This is a genomic window from Falsiroseomonas sp. CW058, from assembly GCF_050563535.1.
In the GTDB taxonomy this organism is placed as follows: Bacteria; Pseudomonadota; Alphaproteobacteria; order Acetobacterales; family Acetobacteraceae; genus Falsiroseomonas.
The window spans coordinates 1-14,516 of sequence record NZ_JBNXUO010000058.1 but is presented as its reverse complement, the minus strand read 5'-3'; the positions used below and the strand labels follow the sequence as shown (position 1 = coordinate 14,516).

The following is a 14,516-nucleotide window of genomic DNA, read 5'->3' as shown; positions in this document are numbered from 1 at the left end:
CGCGACCTCCCCTGCCGTGGCGAAGCCCCGCCGGCCCGGCGCGGCCTGGCGGCGCGCCTCGGCCGCGGCGGCCTGCCGGCCGGCCGCCTCCACCCCCGCGCCCGCGGCGGCGGACATCGCGGCGAGCCGGGGAGGCGATGCCCCGGTCAGGTCGATGCGGCCGTCCTCGTCGGTCGCGCGCACCTCGACCACCACGCCCCCGACCGGAACGGGCAGGACAAGGACCGGGGGGCGGGCCTCGGGCGGCACCGCCGCCAGCCGGTGCAGCGCCGCCCAGGCGCCGCCCTCGGCCGCCGCGCGGCCACGCGCCAGATCCGCCTCCACCTGCGCCGCCCCGGCGCCCGACCCGGCCAGCCGGGTCGCCGCCAGCGCAAGCGTGCCGAGCATCAGCGCCAGCCACAGCGCGAGGACCAGCGCCGAGCCGCGGGCGGTCATCACATCGGCCGCGGCGCCATGCTGCGCATCCGCAGGCGGATCTCCTCCGTCACGCGGCGCATCTCCTCCGCGCTCTGCACAACGCGCGGCGTGATCAGCACCAGCAGTTCCGTCCTGCGGCGGTTGCGCGCGGTGGTGCCGAGAAGCTCCCGCAGCACCGGCACCTGGTCCACGAAGGGAACGCCGCTGCGCCCGTTGGTGTCGCCTTCCCGGATCAGGCCGCCGAGCGCGATGGTCTCGCCCGAGGGGACGGAGACGACGCTGCGCAGCCGGCGCTGCTGGATGGTGGGGCTGTCGATGCCGCTGGTCGTGGTCCGCACCGCGTCGGAGACGTCCTGGTCCACCTCCAGCATCACCCCGCCGGCCGAATTCACCCGCGGCGTGACGTCGAGCGCGACGCCGGTGTCGCGCAGCTGCACGGAATTCACGGTGCGGCTGTCGAAGGTGCTGCCGGTGGCCTGCTGCGTCACGATCGGCACGCTGTCGCCGACGCGCAGCCGCGCGGTCTGGTTCGACAGCACCATCACCTGCGGCGAGGAGATGACGCGCACCTCCGTCACCGAGGACAGCGCCCGCAGCACCGCCCCGGCATCGACGCCGCCGGAGTAGAGGAGGTTCAGCCCCGGGAAGCCCGGCGCGGGTGCGGCGGACGGGCCGCCGCCGAAGCGCAGGTCGAAGTTGCCGGCGCGGAAGAACCAGGACAGGCCGTATTCCAGGTCGTCGGTCAGCGTCACCTCGGCGATCAGCGCGTCGATCGCCACCTGGTTCGGCGGCCGGTCGAGCGCGAGGATCGCGCGTTCCACCAGCCGCCAGTCGGTCGGCGTGGCGTAGACGATGAGCGCGTTCTGCGTCTCCTCCGCGACGATGCGGATGTTGGACGCGCCGCCTCCCTCGCCCGGCGCCTCGCCCGGGGCGGCGCCGGGCTGCGCGGGCGCGCCGCCGGCCGGGGCCTCGCCGCCCGCCGGCGCCGCGGGTGCCGCCGTGCCGGCGATGGCGAGGGCACCGGACTGCCCCGGCGCCAGCAGCGCCGCCGCCGGGCCCCGGCCGTTCCCCTGCAGGAGCTGCCGCAGCGTCGTCGCCAGGTCCGTGGCGCGCACATACTGCACGGGATGGACGTAGAGCTGCGGCCCCGCGCCGAGGCCGGAATCCAGCTCGGCCGCCCAGCGCCGGACGCGCTGCACCTGTTCGGGCCGCGCGGCGACCACCAGCAGCGCGTTCATCCGCGCCACCGCCATCACCCGCAGCCCCTCGCGCCGGGCGCCGCCCGTCTCGAACAGCGTGTTCAGCTCCTGCGCGACCAGCGCGGCCGGCGCGCTTTCCAGCGGCACCAGCGCGATGGACTGGCCGCGCACCCAGTCGGAGTCGAAGGTCTCCGCCGTCTCGATCAGGGTGGCGAGCTGCGGGCCGGTGCCGGCCAGCAGCAGGATGTTCCGCGCCTCGTCCGCCACCACCGCGCCGCCGCGCGGCGACAGCGGCTGCAGCACGCGCTGGAGATCGGCCGCCGAGGCATGGGCCAGCGGCAGGGCGATGACGCGGAATCCGCGCCCGGTCTGCGCCGCCGCGCCGCGGATCGCGGCCGGCGGCCCGGATTGCAGGGCGGCGTCGAGCGGCACGACGCGCCAGCTTCCGCCGGCATCGCCGATCAGCGCCGCGCCATTCGCGGCCAGCGCCGCTTCCAGCAGCGAGACGGCGGCATCGCGCCCGACCGGCCGCTGGGTCTGGAGCGTGACCGTGCCCGACAGGCGCGGGTCGATCGTGTAGTCCGCGCCCAGCAGGTCCCCCAGCACCGCCTGCACGGCCGAGGCGAGCTCGGCCTCGACGAAGTTCAGCGTCACCGTCCCGTCGCCGCCGCCGGCCACGCCGGGTGGCGGCGCGGCGCGGGCCGGGCGCCCGCCGGGCAGGCCGGAATCGAGCACCGCCAGCGGGCGGCGCGGGCGCGGGGTGGCGGCCGCGCCGGGCAGCGAGGTGGGGGCCAGCGCCGGCCCGGCACCCGCCCGTGCCTCCGCGATCTGGCGCATCGTCTCGTCGAAGGCGGAGGGGGTGCGCGGTCCGCGGGGCTCGGCGCAGGCGGCCGGCAGCAGCAGCAGGGCCAGCAGCAGACCCCGCATCATGGCGCGGCCATCGCCACGGCATTGGCGCCGAGCAGCGCATCGAGCGTCGCCAGCACCACCGCCGCCACCAGCCCGCCCAGCAGCAGCGTCGCCACCGGGCCGACCAGCGCGAGCAGCCGTTCCGTCGCACGCTCGGCGATGTCCTCGTGGATCACCGCCGCCTCGTCCAGCATGTCGCGCAAACGCCCCCCCTCCTCCCCGATCGCCACCAGGGTCACCGCCAGCGGCGGCAGCGTTTCCTGTGCCGCCAGGGCGGGCGCGAGCCGCGCGCCCGCCGCCACCGCGTCCCGCGCCCGCAGCACCGCATCCCCCACGGCGGCATTCCCCGCCGCGGCGGCGGCATGGGCCAGCGCCTCCGGCAGCGCGACGCCGGCGCCCAGCAGCAGGGACAGCGGCCGCGCCACCCGCGCCACCGCCATGGCCCGCAGCACCGGCCCGGCCAGCGGCGCATGCAGCAGCCGCGCATCGCGCGCGCGCCGCGCGGCGGGGGTCGCCATGACCCGGTTCAGCACCAGTGCCGCGCCGAGCAGCACGGCCAGCACCGCCGCCCCGGCATCCCGCATCAGCGCGCCGGCATCCAGCAGCAGACGCGTGCTCCAGGGCAGCGCGGCGCCGGATGCCGTCAGCAGCGGCTCCAGCGCCGGCAGCACCACCGTCGCCAGCACCGCCAGCGCCGCCAGCGACAGCACGAGGACCAGGGCCGGGTAGGTCAGCGTGGCGCGCAGGCGCGCCGCCAGCCTCTCGCCGCGGAGCACCTCGGCCGCCAGGCGCTCCAGCACCGCGGGCAGGCGCCCGGTGCCGTCCGCCGCCGCCACCGCCGCGCTCCACCAGCCCGGGAAGGCGCGCGGCCGCGCCCGCGCAGCGGCGGCGAGGGTGGTGCCGCCCCGCACCGCATCCCGCACCGCGCGCAGCACCGCCCGCGATGCGCCCACCGCCTCCGACCCCGCCAGGGCATCCAGCGCCTGGTCCAGCGGCAGCCCCGCCCCGGTGAGCAGGCCGAGCCCGCGGGTGATGCGCGCCAGGTCACGCGGGCGCAGCACGCGGTCGCCGGGCACGCCCCCCGCGCGGGGCGCGGCGCGGCCGGCCCCGGCCTCCCGCAACTCCACCGGCAGGCTGCCGCCCTGCTGCAGCCGTCGCGCCGCCGCCTGCCGGTTCTCCGCCTCGATGCGGCCAGCGAAGGTCCGGCCCTCGGCGTCGATGGCGCTGAAGTCGAAGACCGGCATCGCCCTCACGTCCCGCCCGCCACGCGCAGCACTTCCTCCACCGAGGTCTCGCCCGCGCGGGCCAGGCGCAGCCCGGCTTCCACCAGTGTCGGCATCCCGTCCGCCGCCGCCTGCGCGGCGATGGCGTTGGCATCCGCCCGCCGCAGCACGCAGTCGCGCAGCGCCGCCGACATCGGCATCACCTGCACCAGCGCGCGGCGGCCGCGCCAGCCGGTGCCGCCGCAGGCGGCGCAGCCGCGCGGGCGGTGCAGCCGCGTCCCTGCCGCCAGCCCCGGCAACGCGGCCGGCAACGCGAAGGGCTCGCGGCATGCGGTGCAGAGCCGGCGCGCCAGGCGCTGCGCCACCACGCCTTCCAGCACCGAGGCGATGAGGTAGTCCGGCACCCCGAGGTCGAGCAGCCGCGTCACGGCCGACGGCGCGTCATTGGTGTGCAGCGTCGCCAGCACCAGGTGCCCGGTCAGCGCCGCCTGGGTCGCGACCTCGGCGGTCGCGGGGTCGCGGATCTCGCCCACCAGCATCACGTCCGGGTCGTGGCGCAGCATGGCGCGCAGCGCGGCCGGGAAGTCGAGCCCCCGGCCCGGCTGCACCTGCACCTGGGTCACGCCCTCCAGCCTGTATTCGACCGGGTCCTCGATGGTGCAGATCTTCTGCCGCCGCGCGTCCAGCGTGGCGAGCGCGGCGTAGAGCGTGGTGGTCTTGCCGCTGCCCGTCGGCCCGGTGACCAGCACCATGCGGGAGGTGCGGGAGAGCAGCGCGGCGAAGGCCGCGCGCTCCGCCGGGTCGTAGCCGAGCGCGGCGAGGTCGAGCGTGACGCTCGCGCGGTCCAGGATGCGCAGCACCACCGCTTCCCCGTCCAGCGCCGGCACGACGGAGATGCGCAGGTCGATGTCCCGCCCCCGCACGGCGATGCGCAGCCGCCCGTCCTGCGGCAGCCGCCGCTCCGCGACGTCGAGTCGCGCCATGATCTTGAGGCGGGAGACCACGCCGTCCCGCAGGGCGCCCGGCACGTCGCCTGCCTCGCGAAGGACGCCGTCCACCCGCAGCCGCGTCCGCAGCACGCCCGCCCCGGGCTCGAGGTGGATGTCGGATGCGCCGGCCTCCACCGCCGCCAGGATCAGCGCGTTGACGTGGCGCACCACCGGCGCCTCGGACGCCAGGTCGCGCAGCCGCGTCGCGTCGTCCTCCGCCGGCGCGGCGGTCACGGCCGCCGCGGGCTGCTCCTCCTGCTCGGCCAGCGCCGCCTGCACGGCGGCGATGGCGGAAGGCGGCGCGACGGCGGGCGCGACCACGAGCCCGGTGGCGAGCGCCACGGCCTGCACGGCGAAGGGGTCGAGCGGATCGGCCACGGCCAGCAGCAGCGCGCCGTCCGCGGTCAGCCCGGCGGGCCAGGCGCGGGCGCGCCTCAGGAAGCGCGGCGGCAGGCGGTCGGGCAGGATCGGGTCGGCCGGAAGGTCCGCGCGGCCCAGCAGCCGCAGGCCGAGCGCGCGCGACGCCGCCTCGGCCAGTGCCTCCTCCGACAGCAGGCCGAGCGCGAGCAGCGCCTCATGCAGCGTGGCGCCGGTGGCCCGCGCCGCGTCCTGCGCGCGGGCCAGCGCGGCGGGCGGCAGCAGGCGGTGCTCGGCCAGGTGCCCGGCCAGCCGCGCGCCGGCGCCTTCGGCCGTCATGCCACCGCCGCCAGCCACACGCCCCAGCCCGCCAGGGCCAGCGCGGGCGCGAAGGGCAGCGCGCGGTCGGGCTCCGGGACGCCGCGCGCCAGCACCGCCGCGCCGAACAGCGACAGCAGCGCGGCGAAGGCCAGGACCGGCCCGATCCCCGCCGGCCCCACCCAGGCGCCGAGCGCGCCGAGCACCCAGGCATCCCCCCGCCCGATGCCGGCGACGCCCCGCGCGCGCAGCGTCGCCCATTCCGCCAGGCGCAGCAGCCCGTAGCCGAAGACGATCCCGACCGCCGCCAGCACCGCATCGCCATCCGGCAGCAGCGCCGCCAGCGCCACGCCCGCCACCGCCAGCGGCGCGGCGAGCGCCGCATGCACCACGCCCGCCGCCAGGTCGAGCCAGGCGATGCCGACCAGCGCCACGCCGAGCAGCGCCGCCGCCGCCCAGAGACCGGGCGGCAGCAGCCAGGCGGCCAGCGCGGCGAGCAGGGCGCCGCACGCGCCGCCGAAGCGCGCCGCCGGCCAGGCCGCGCCGCCGCCCGCCCCGGCCAGTGGCCGGACCGAGACCGCCACGGCGGCGCCGGCCGCGGCGCCCGCCACGACGGCGAGGAGGGTTCCAGGGAACATGGATTCGTGCGCCTCGTTACTTGTCCGCCGGCCGCGCCGCCCGCCGGGCCCCCAACGCATGAAGACCGTGGCGCGCGCAGCCGCCATGGACACGAAACCACAGCGCGCAGCCTTGGTCGCGGCACGCTTTCGTTACATGGCCGGCAAATGGCGGCAGACGGCCGTTCCGAAGTCTTCGCTGTCGTTTCCGCAGCGTTCCATGACGCGGCCTTGATGACTCGGGCGGATGGGCGGCCCGCAGAGTTGCGCTCCGATCCCTGGCTGCACGCGGCAGCCGCTCCATGGCCGGAGGCACCATAGATGACCTTGCGCAACCCCTTCACGAAGGCGCGCGTGCTGGCCGGCCTCGTCGCCGCGCTGGGCGCCGCGTCTGCGGGAAGTGCGCCGGCGCAGTCCCCGCCCGCGCCGCCCAGCTGCGCGCAGACGGTGGTGGCCGATGTCGTCGCGCTGGAACAGGCGGTGCAGTTCAACCGCCTCGGCGCGCACCACCCCGCCTACATGATCTACGCGCTGCGCGACGATGTCGTCTCCACCGACGGACGCGCCGCGCTGCGCGCCGGGCTGGTGCGCCTGCGCGACGACCGCCGGCCCCGCCCGCTGGTGCTGCGCGTCAACGCCGGCGACTGCCTGACCATCAACTTCACCAACCTCCTCGGCGCCGCAGCGGATGACGACCAGCCGGCGACGCGCCGCGCCGGGGTGCATGTGCAGGGCCTGCACTACGTGGACGGCCCGACCGACGGCGGCGCCTTCGTCGGCAACAACCCGAGCGGCCTGGTGGCGCCGGGCGCCAGCATCACCTATCGCCTCTTCGCGCCGCAGGAAGGCACCTTCCTGTTCCACAGCACCGCCGCCATGACGGGGGGTGAGGGCAACACCGGCACGACCGCCTACGGCCTGTTCGGCGCCGTCAACGTGCAGCCCGCGCAGTCGGAATGGTACCGCAGCCAAGTGACGCGGGCCGAGCTCGACCTCGCCACCCGGCGCAACCCCGACGGCAGCCCCGCGCTGCTCGCGACCGGGCATCCCTCGATCGACTACGACGCCGTCTTCCCCGCGGGCCATCCGCGCGCGGGCCGGCCCATCCTGGCGATGCGGCAGGGCAACCGGATCGTCCATGGCGACATCACCGCCATCGTCACCGGGCCGGGCCGCGGCAACCTCGCCGTGGACTACGTGCCCAATCCCGCGCTGGAGCCGAACGCCACGCTGGAACAGGCGCCCGGCGCCGGCCCCCGCCGGCGCGAGGAACCGTTTCGCGAATTCACCGCCGTCTTCCACGACGAGATCGCGGCCGTCCAGGCCTTCCCCCATTACGACGACCCCGTGCTGGGCCACACGCTGGCCGGCGTCGGCGACAAGTTCGCCATCAACTACGGCGTCGCAGGCATCGGGTCGCAGGTGCTGGCGAGCAGGCTCGGCATCGGCCCCGCCGCGCATTGCGCCGAGTGCAAATACGAGGAGTTCTTCCTGAGCAGCTGGGTGGGCGCCGATCCCGCCCTGCCGGTGGACGTGCCCGCCAACACCGCGCTGCGCGCCGACGGGTCGGTGGACCGCAACGCGCCGCGCGCCACGCGCGCGCTCTATCCCGGCGATCCGTCGAACGTCTTCCCGAGCTACCTCGGCGACCGCGTGCGCATCCGCAACCTGCATGCCGGGGCGGAACAGCACGTCTTCCACCTGCATGCGCACCAGTGGCTGTCCAACCCGGACAATGCCGGCTCCGCCTATCTCGACAGCCAGTTCGTCGGGCCGGGCACCGGGCGCACCTACGAGATCACCTTCAACGGGGCGGGCAACCGCAACCAGACGGTCGGCGACGCCATCTTCCACTGCCATCTCTACCCGCATTTCGCGCAGGGCATGTGGGCGCTGTGGCGCGTGCTCGACACCTTCGAATGGGGCACGCCGCTCGACGCGCAGGGCCGGCCGCTGCCCAACAGCCGCGCCTACCCGGATGGCGAGGTCGCGCAGGGCACGCCCATCCCGGCGGTCGTGCCGGTGCCCACCCTCGCGCTCGCGCCGCTGCCCGCGCCGGTGCGGATCGAAGCCGGCCAGGTCGTGCTGGCCGGCAACGGCACGGCGGCCGAGGACAATCCCGGCTATCCCTTCTTCATCCCCGCCCATGCCGGCCACCGCCCGCCGCGCCCGCCGCTCGACACCGTCGACGACGGCGGCCTGCCGCGGCACGTCGTGACTGGCGGGGAGAGCGTCGCGCAGCTGGACCGGCTCGACTTCGGGAAGGAGATGGAGGAGCTGGAGGTGCGCTGGCTGGCCGAGGCCGGCGAGCCGGTGGAGCGCGCCGCCATGGCCTTCCACGCGCGCCGCGGCCATGCCTCGGTCACCGCAGAAGGCAGGACCCGCACCTTCGTCACCAACGGCCAGCCCCCGGTCCCGGGCGCGCCCTTCGCCGATCCCTGCGGCACGGATGACGGGCGGCCCTATGGCGGGCGCACCATCCGCTACCGCAGCGCCGCCTTCCAGACGCGCATGGTGCTGAACCGCGCCGGCTGGCACTTCCCCCAGGGCCGCATGACCGCCCTGTGGGAGGACGTGCTGCCCACCATCGAAGGTCGCCGCCCGCCGGAGCCGCTGGTGGCGCGCGTCAATTCGGGCGACTGCGTGGTCTACCAGCACACCAACCTGGTGCCGAACATCTACGAGCTGGACGACTACCAGGTGCGCACGCCGACCGACATCATCGGCCAGCACATCCACCTGGTGAAATTCGACGTCCTCGCCTCCGACGGCGGCGGCAACGGCTTCAACTACGAGGACGGCACCCTCTCCCCCGGCGAGGTGCGGGAGCGCATCAACGCCATCCGCCGCTTCAACGGCTGCGGCGGCGGCGACGAGGGGCGGGACTGCCCGCGCGCGCGCCCGCACCCCTTCTTCGGCAGCGGCCCGGACGGCAGCTGGCTCGGCGCCATGACGACGGTGCAGCGCTGGTTCGCCGACCCGGTGACGGACGAGCAGGGGCGCGACCGCACGCTGCGCACGGTCTTCACGCATGACCATTTCGGCCCGTCCACGCACCAGCAGCACGGGCTCTACTCCGCCGTGGTGATCGAGCCGACGGGCTCGCGCTGGTTCCACCCGGAAACCGGCCAGGCCTTCGACTACAGCCGCGCCGATGGCGGGCCGACGGGCTGGCAGGCCATCATCCACACCGCCGATCCCGCCGGGTCCTACCGGGAATTCGTGCTGCAGGTGGCGGATTTCGTCGGGGCCTATGCCGCGGGCGGCGGCATCGACTCCAACGGCCGCCCCATCCCCGACCCCGCCCGCGTCATCAACGGGCCGGCGCGGCAGGTGGCGGGGCTGCCCTACCTCATCCGCCCGGGCGTCGTCTGCCCCGGCGGGGCGCGGCCGCCCTGCCCGGAAGCGATCATGGCGCGCGACCCCGGCACCTTCGCGGTGAACTTCCGGCAGGAACCGCTGGCGCTGCGCCTGTTCGACCCGAACCGCCCGCGCGCGGACGGCACCGGGCCCGGCGCGCAGGCGGCCGGCATCGCGGGCGACCCGGCCTATGCGCTGCGCTCCGACATCACCCGCGCGATGCCGGAGATGAACCGCCAGCCGACGGTCTACCCGCCGCTGACCGCAGGCGTCCGCCCGGGCGATCCCTTCACGCCCCTGCTGCGCGCCTACAAGGGCGACCGGATCGAGGTGCGGCTCGTCTCCGGCGCGCATGAGGAGCCGCACTTCATGATGATCCAGGGCCATCGCTGGCTGCTGCGGCCGGACGAGCCCAACTCCGGCTGGCGGTCCGGCCAGCACCTGGCGATCTCGGAGCATTTCGAGATGGACGCCACGCTGCTGCCGCCCGACGGCGATGTCAGCCCGACCAGCGACCACCTCTACTCGCTCTCGGCCAGTGCGGAGGGCTTCTGGAACGGCGCCTGGGGCATCCTGCGGACGCATGAGTTCACCCAGGCGGACCTGCGGCCGCTGCCGAACAACCCGCCGCCGCCGGCGCGGCGCATCACGCTGCCCGACGGGCGCGCGGTGCAGGCCAGCTTCTCGGCCCGCTTCACCAACCTGAACGAGTTCAACGGCGCCTGCCCGGTCGGCGCGCCGATCCGGCGCTACGCCGTGGCCGCGGTGGCGGCATCGCAGGCGCTGGGGCCGCAGGGCCTCGTCTACAACGACCGGCCGGGGGCATTCGCGGGCCAGCGCGGGCCGATCCAGGACCCGACGGCGGCGATGTACGTGCTGACCTCGGACCTGGTGAACGGCCGGCTCGCCCCTGGCCGCCGGCCGGAACCGCTGGTGCTGCGCGCCACCGCCGGCGAATGCATCGAGGTAACGCTGGAGAATCGCCTGCCCGCGAACTGGGCGGCGAGCGTGGTGGCGCCGGCCAACCACGGCTTCTCCTCCCTGCCGCTGCTGGTGGACCGGTTCAACATGAACCAGCTCCGCCCCTCGCAGGAGGTCGGGCTGCACGCGCAGCTCGTCACCGCCGACGTGACGCGCAGCGACGGCACGAATGTCGGCCTCAACGCCACGATCCGGAACGGGCAGCGCAGCAACAGCCAGACCGTCGCACCCGGCGCCCGCATCACCTATCGCTGGTATGCGGGGCGGCTGGTGCGCAACGGCGACCGGGTTGAAGCGGTGCCGGTGGAATTCGGCGCGGCCAACCTGATGCCCGCCGACCGCCTGCGGCAGAGCGGCAAGGGCCTGGTCGGCGCGCTGGTCGTGCTGCCGCGCGGCGCGACCTGGGCGGAGGACCCGGGCACCCGAACCGCCGCGACGGTCAGCTTCACCGACCCGGAGGGCAACGCTCGCACCTTCCGCGACTTCGTGGTGATGTTCCAGGACGACCTGAACCTTCAGGCCGCGGGCCGCGCCATCTGCCCGTCCGGCGCGGCGGATGCGGCGCCTGATGTTGAAGGCCCACCCGTCAGCATCGCCGCCGGGCCCTGCATGGGCGCCGAGGACCCGCAGGACAGCGGCAACCACGCCTTCAACTACCGCACGGAACCGCTGTGGCACCGGCTGGGCTACGCGCCGGGCGAGGTGGCCGGCATCACCCGCACGCGCGACTTCCACCGCGCGCTGTCCAACGCGCTGGTCGGCGGCGACCCGCGCACCCCGGTCTTCACCGCCCGCGCGGGGGAGGAACTGCGCTTCCGCATCCTCCAGGCCGGCGGGCACGGGCGCAGCGGCGTCTTCGCCCTGCAGGGCCACCAGTGGTCGATGCTGCCGCACCGCTCGGTCGACAGCGCCTCCGACACGATCGAGGGCGCGCCCTGGCGCAGCGGCTGGAACCGCTCCCCCCCGCTCGGCGCGACGGAGGGCATCGGCCCGGGGATGCACGCGACGCTGGTGGTGCCGCAGGCCGGCGGCGCGCGCGGCGTGGCGGGGGACTACCTGTTCCGCAACACCATGCCGGGCGCCTTCGAAAGCGGCGCCTGGGGCCTGCTGCGGGTGACGCGATGAGGTGGCTCCTCGCCGCGTCCCTGCTGCTCGCTGCCCCGGCGGGGGCTGAGCAGCCCGCAGGGGAGCCCTTCCGGGCCACCCATGCGGCGCAGGGCCTTGCCGTCACCCTGGAACTGGCGGCCGTGGCGGGCGGCCCGGCGGTGGCGGGGGAGCCCGCGCTGCTGCGCCTGCGCTTCGCCACCGGGGGGGATCCCGCCGGGCCGCCCGCGCGCTTCCTGCGCCCTGCCGCCTGGGCCGAACGCGACGCCGGCCGCAGCGCAAGTTGCCATGACCGCGTGCAGGGCCTGCTGCAGCCGCGCATCGGCCTGCGGGCCGAGGCGGATTTCAACGCCTGGCAGCTGGCGGTGCTGGCCGACAACGGCGCGCTGCACGTCCTCGACCCGCTCGGCGGCAGCGCGCGGTCGCGCCTGCTGGCGGTGGTGAACCTCCGCGGGCGCGGCGCCGCGCTCGCGGTGGATGCGGCGCGCGACGCCGCCTTCGTCTCGGTCCCCGCCGCGGGCGAGATCGTGGAGGTGGACACGCTGCGCTGGATCGAACGGCGCCGCATCGCCGCAGGGGACGCGCCCGGCGCGCTGCTGGCCGATGCGGATGGCGCGACGCTCTGGGCGGCGGCCGGCGAAGCGGTGCTGCGCATCGACCGTGCATCCGGGGAGGTGCGGGCCCGCCTGCCGGTGGGCTTCGCGCCGCGCGCGGTCGTGCCGCTCGGCCCCGGCGCGGTGCTGGCGGCGGGCGAAGGCGGCGCGGCGCTGCTGCGCGGGCACGCCGCGCTGCAGCTGCCCGGGCTGGGCGATGGCTTCGCGGCCGCCGCCTGGTCGCCGTTGGCCGAGGTCGCGGTGCTGCTCGACGCGCGCGCGGGCCGGCTGCTGGCGGTGACGACGGAAGGACAGCCCGCCGGGCTCTGGCAGGTCGCGCCCGGCGCGGCGGAGGTCGCGCTCGACCCCACCGGGCGGCTCGCCCTGGTGCCGGAGCCGGGCGAAGCGCAGGTCACGGTCGTGGACCTGGCCCGCGGCGCAGTGGCGCACCGCGTGGCGCTGGACGGCGCGGCGCCGGCCGGCATCGGCTTCAGCCGCACGCAGGCCTTCGTCCGCTCCGCCGACGGCGCGCGCATCGCGCTGCTGCCGCTGGCCGCATTGGCCGGCGACGCGCCACCGGCGGTGGCCTGGATCTCGGCCGGCGACGCCGGGATGCAGGACGCCGCCGGTCCCACCGTGCTGCCCGCGCCGGACGGCAACGCGATGCTGATCGCCGATGGCGCGCAGCCGCTGGTCCATGTCTACACCGAAGGCATGGCCGCACCGTCCGGCACGCTGCGGGGCCCGCCGGGGCGGGCGCTGGCGCTGCTGCCCGTGGACCGCGCCCTGCGCGAGGTGGCGCCCGGCCTGCACGAGGCGGTGACGATCTTCCCCCGCGCCGGCCGCCATGCACTGCCGGTGATGCTGCAGGGCGGCGGCTTCCTGCACTGCTTCGCGGTCGAGATCGGCGGCGGGCCGCCGGAGCCGCTCTCGGCGCGGCTCGGCTTCGACCTGGCGGCGCCGGACCGTCTGGTGGCCGGCGCGCCCGCCCTGCTGCGCCTGCGCCTGCGCGGGCCGGAGGAGGCGGCGGCCGCCTGGATGGGCGCGGCGGACCTGCGTGCGCGCCTCGTGCAGTTCGACGGCCACTGGCAGGAGGTCGTCGCGCTGCGCCCGGTCGGCGATGGCGTCTATGCGGCGGAGGCGGTGGCGCCGCCGCGTGCGGGGCCGCTGCTGCTGCACCTCGAATCCGGCTCGCTCGGGCTGCGCCCGGGGACGCTGCCGCACCTGAACCTTCGCGTGGGGGCGCCGTGATGCCGTCGAAGCGGGACCTGATGATGCTCGCCGCCATGCTCACCGCCCCGCCCGCCTTCGCCGAGGCGCCGCTGCGCCCGCTGCCGGATGCGCGCGTGGTGGACCACCGCGGCCGCCGCCGGCGGCTGGTGACGGAGGTGATCGGCGCGCGCGTCGTCGCGATCGATTTCGTGCTGACCGGCTGCGCCGCGCTCTGCCACCTCGTCTCCGCCAACATGGCGCTGGCCGAGGCGCAGCTTCGCCCGCGGCTCGGCCCGCGCGGGGCGGGGCTGGTCAGCATCGGCCTCGACCCGCTGGCCGACACGCCGGCCGAACTCGCCCGCTATGCCGCGCGGTTCGAGGCGGGGCCGGAATGGAGCTTCGTCACCATGCCGCATGCGTCGCTGGACGAGGTGCTGCGGCGGCTCGGCGGGCCGCAGCCCGGTGCGGACCACGCGCCCATGGTGCTGGTCGTCGATGCCGCGCATGGCCGGCTGCGCCGGCTGGCCGGGCTGGCCGGGCCGGAGGAGATCGCCGGGGCGGTGGACCGCATGCTGGCCGCGCGGGGTGCGGCATGATCGCGCGCCGCCGCCTGCTCGGCGCCGCCGCGGCGCTGCTGCCGCTGCCCGCCGCCGCCGATCCCTGCGACCGCCGGGAGCGCGAGTGGTTCACCGACCGCGTGCTGGTGGACCAGCACGGCCAGCGCCGCCGCTTCTACGCCGATGTGCTGGCCGGGCGCAGCGTGCTGCTCGGCTGGATCTTCACCTCCTGCACCGACAGCTGCCCGCTGCTGGCCGCGCGCGCGCTGGCGGTGGTGGAGGAGGCCGCGCGCCTCGGCGCCCCCACCCGGCTGGTCCACCTGACCAGCGACCCGCGGCGCGACCGGCCGGAGCGGCTGAAGGCCTGGGCCGCGCGGTTCGGCGACTATCCCGACTGGCTGCTGCTGACCGGCGCCGCGGCCGACCTGCGCGAGGTGTCGCGCCGGCTCGGCCAGCAGATCGACGAGGCGCAGCCGGACCGCCACGGGACGATGTTCCTGGCGGGCAACGTGCCCGCGCGCCGCTGGGCGCGCATCCGGCCCGACATGCCGGAAGGCGCGGCCGCCCTGCAGCTGTCCGAACTCGCCGCCGCACCCGCCGTCATCGAAGCCGGGGCCTGCGCGTCGTGATCCTGCGCGCTGCCCTCGCGCTGCTGCTGCTCGCGGCGCCCGCCGCGGCGG

9 protein-coding genes are annotated in these 14,516 nt (G+C 76.5%); 4 read left to right on the top strand and 5 right to left on the bottom strand.

The window, feature by feature from the left end; translation table 11 throughout:
• From ACK8OX_RS24800 to ACK8OX_RS24780, 5 genes are all read right to left on the bottom strand, one after another.
• Nucleotides 1-435, bottom strand: a 435-nt coding sequence (locus tag ACK8OX_RS24800) for a hypothetical protein (protein WP_430666970.1), incomplete at its 3' end; no start/stop codon positions are given.
• Nucleotides 435-2,546, bottom strand: a complete 2,112-nt coding sequence (gene gspD / locus ACK8OX_RS24795) for a type II secretion system secretin GspD (protein WP_430666969.1) — start codon at nt 2,544-2,546, stop codon at nt 435-437. The genes gspD and ACK8OX_RS24800, both read right to left, overlap by 1 nt.
• Nucleotides 2,543-3,769 carry a type II secretion system F family protein gene (locus tag ACK8OX_RS24790; protein WP_430666968.1) on the bottom strand — a complete coding sequence of 409 codons (1,227 nt, stop codon included), beginning with the start codon at nt 3,767-3,769 and terminating at the stop codon, nt 2,543-2,545. Before ACK8OX_RS24790 ends, gspD begins: the two co-directional genes overlap by 4 nt.
• Nucleotides 3,770-3,774: 5 nt before the next feature.
• Nucleotides 3,775-5,433 carry a GspE/PulE family protein gene (locus ACK8OX_RS24785; RefSeq protein WP_430666967.1) on the bottom strand — a complete coding sequence of 553 codons (1,659 nt, stop codon included), beginning with the start codon at nt 5,431-5,433 and terminating at the stop codon, nt 3,775-3,777.
• Nucleotides 5,430-6,050: a prepilin peptidase gene (locus tag ACK8OX_RS24780; RefSeq protein WP_430666966.1), complete on the bottom strand. Its 621-nt coding sequence runs from the start codon at nt 6,048-6,050 to the stop codon at nt 5,430-5,432. The genes ACK8OX_RS24785 and ACK8OX_RS24780 overlap by 4 nt, the downstream gene beginning before the upstream one ends.
• Nucleotides 6,051-6,350: 300 nt before the next feature.
• Between ACK8OX_RS24780 and ACK8OX_RS24775 the strand changes: the two genes are divergently transcribed.
• From ACK8OX_RS24775 to ACK8OX_RS24760, 4 genes are read left to right on the top strand one after another with little or no spacing between them, the layout of a single operon-like run.
• A complete protein-coding gene (locus ACK8OX_RS24775) occupies nt 6,351-11,495 on the top strand; it encodes a multicopper oxidase domain-containing protein (protein WP_430666965.1) in 5,145 nt (1,714 codons plus the stop codon).
• Entirely contained in the window at nt 11,492-13,318 is a 1,827-nt protein-coding gene (locus tag ACK8OX_RS24770) for a YncE family protein (protein WP_430666964.1), read from the top strand. The genes ACK8OX_RS24775 and ACK8OX_RS24770 overlap by 4 nt, the downstream gene beginning before the upstream one ends.
• Entirely contained in the window at nt 13,318-13,875 is a 558-nt protein-coding gene (locus tag ACK8OX_RS24765) for an SCO family protein (protein WP_430666963.1), read from the top strand. Before ACK8OX_RS24770 ends, ACK8OX_RS24765 begins: the two co-directional genes overlap by 1 nt.
• Nucleotides 13,872-14,465 carry an SCO family protein gene (locus ACK8OX_RS24760; RefSeq protein ID WP_430666962.1) on the top strand — a complete coding sequence of 198 codons (594 nt, stop codon included), beginning with the start codon at nt 13,872-13,874 and terminating at the stop codon, nt 14,463-14,465. Before ACK8OX_RS24765 ends, ACK8OX_RS24760 begins: the two co-directional genes overlap by 4 nt.
• Nucleotides 14,466-14,516 lie beyond the last annotated feature (51 nt).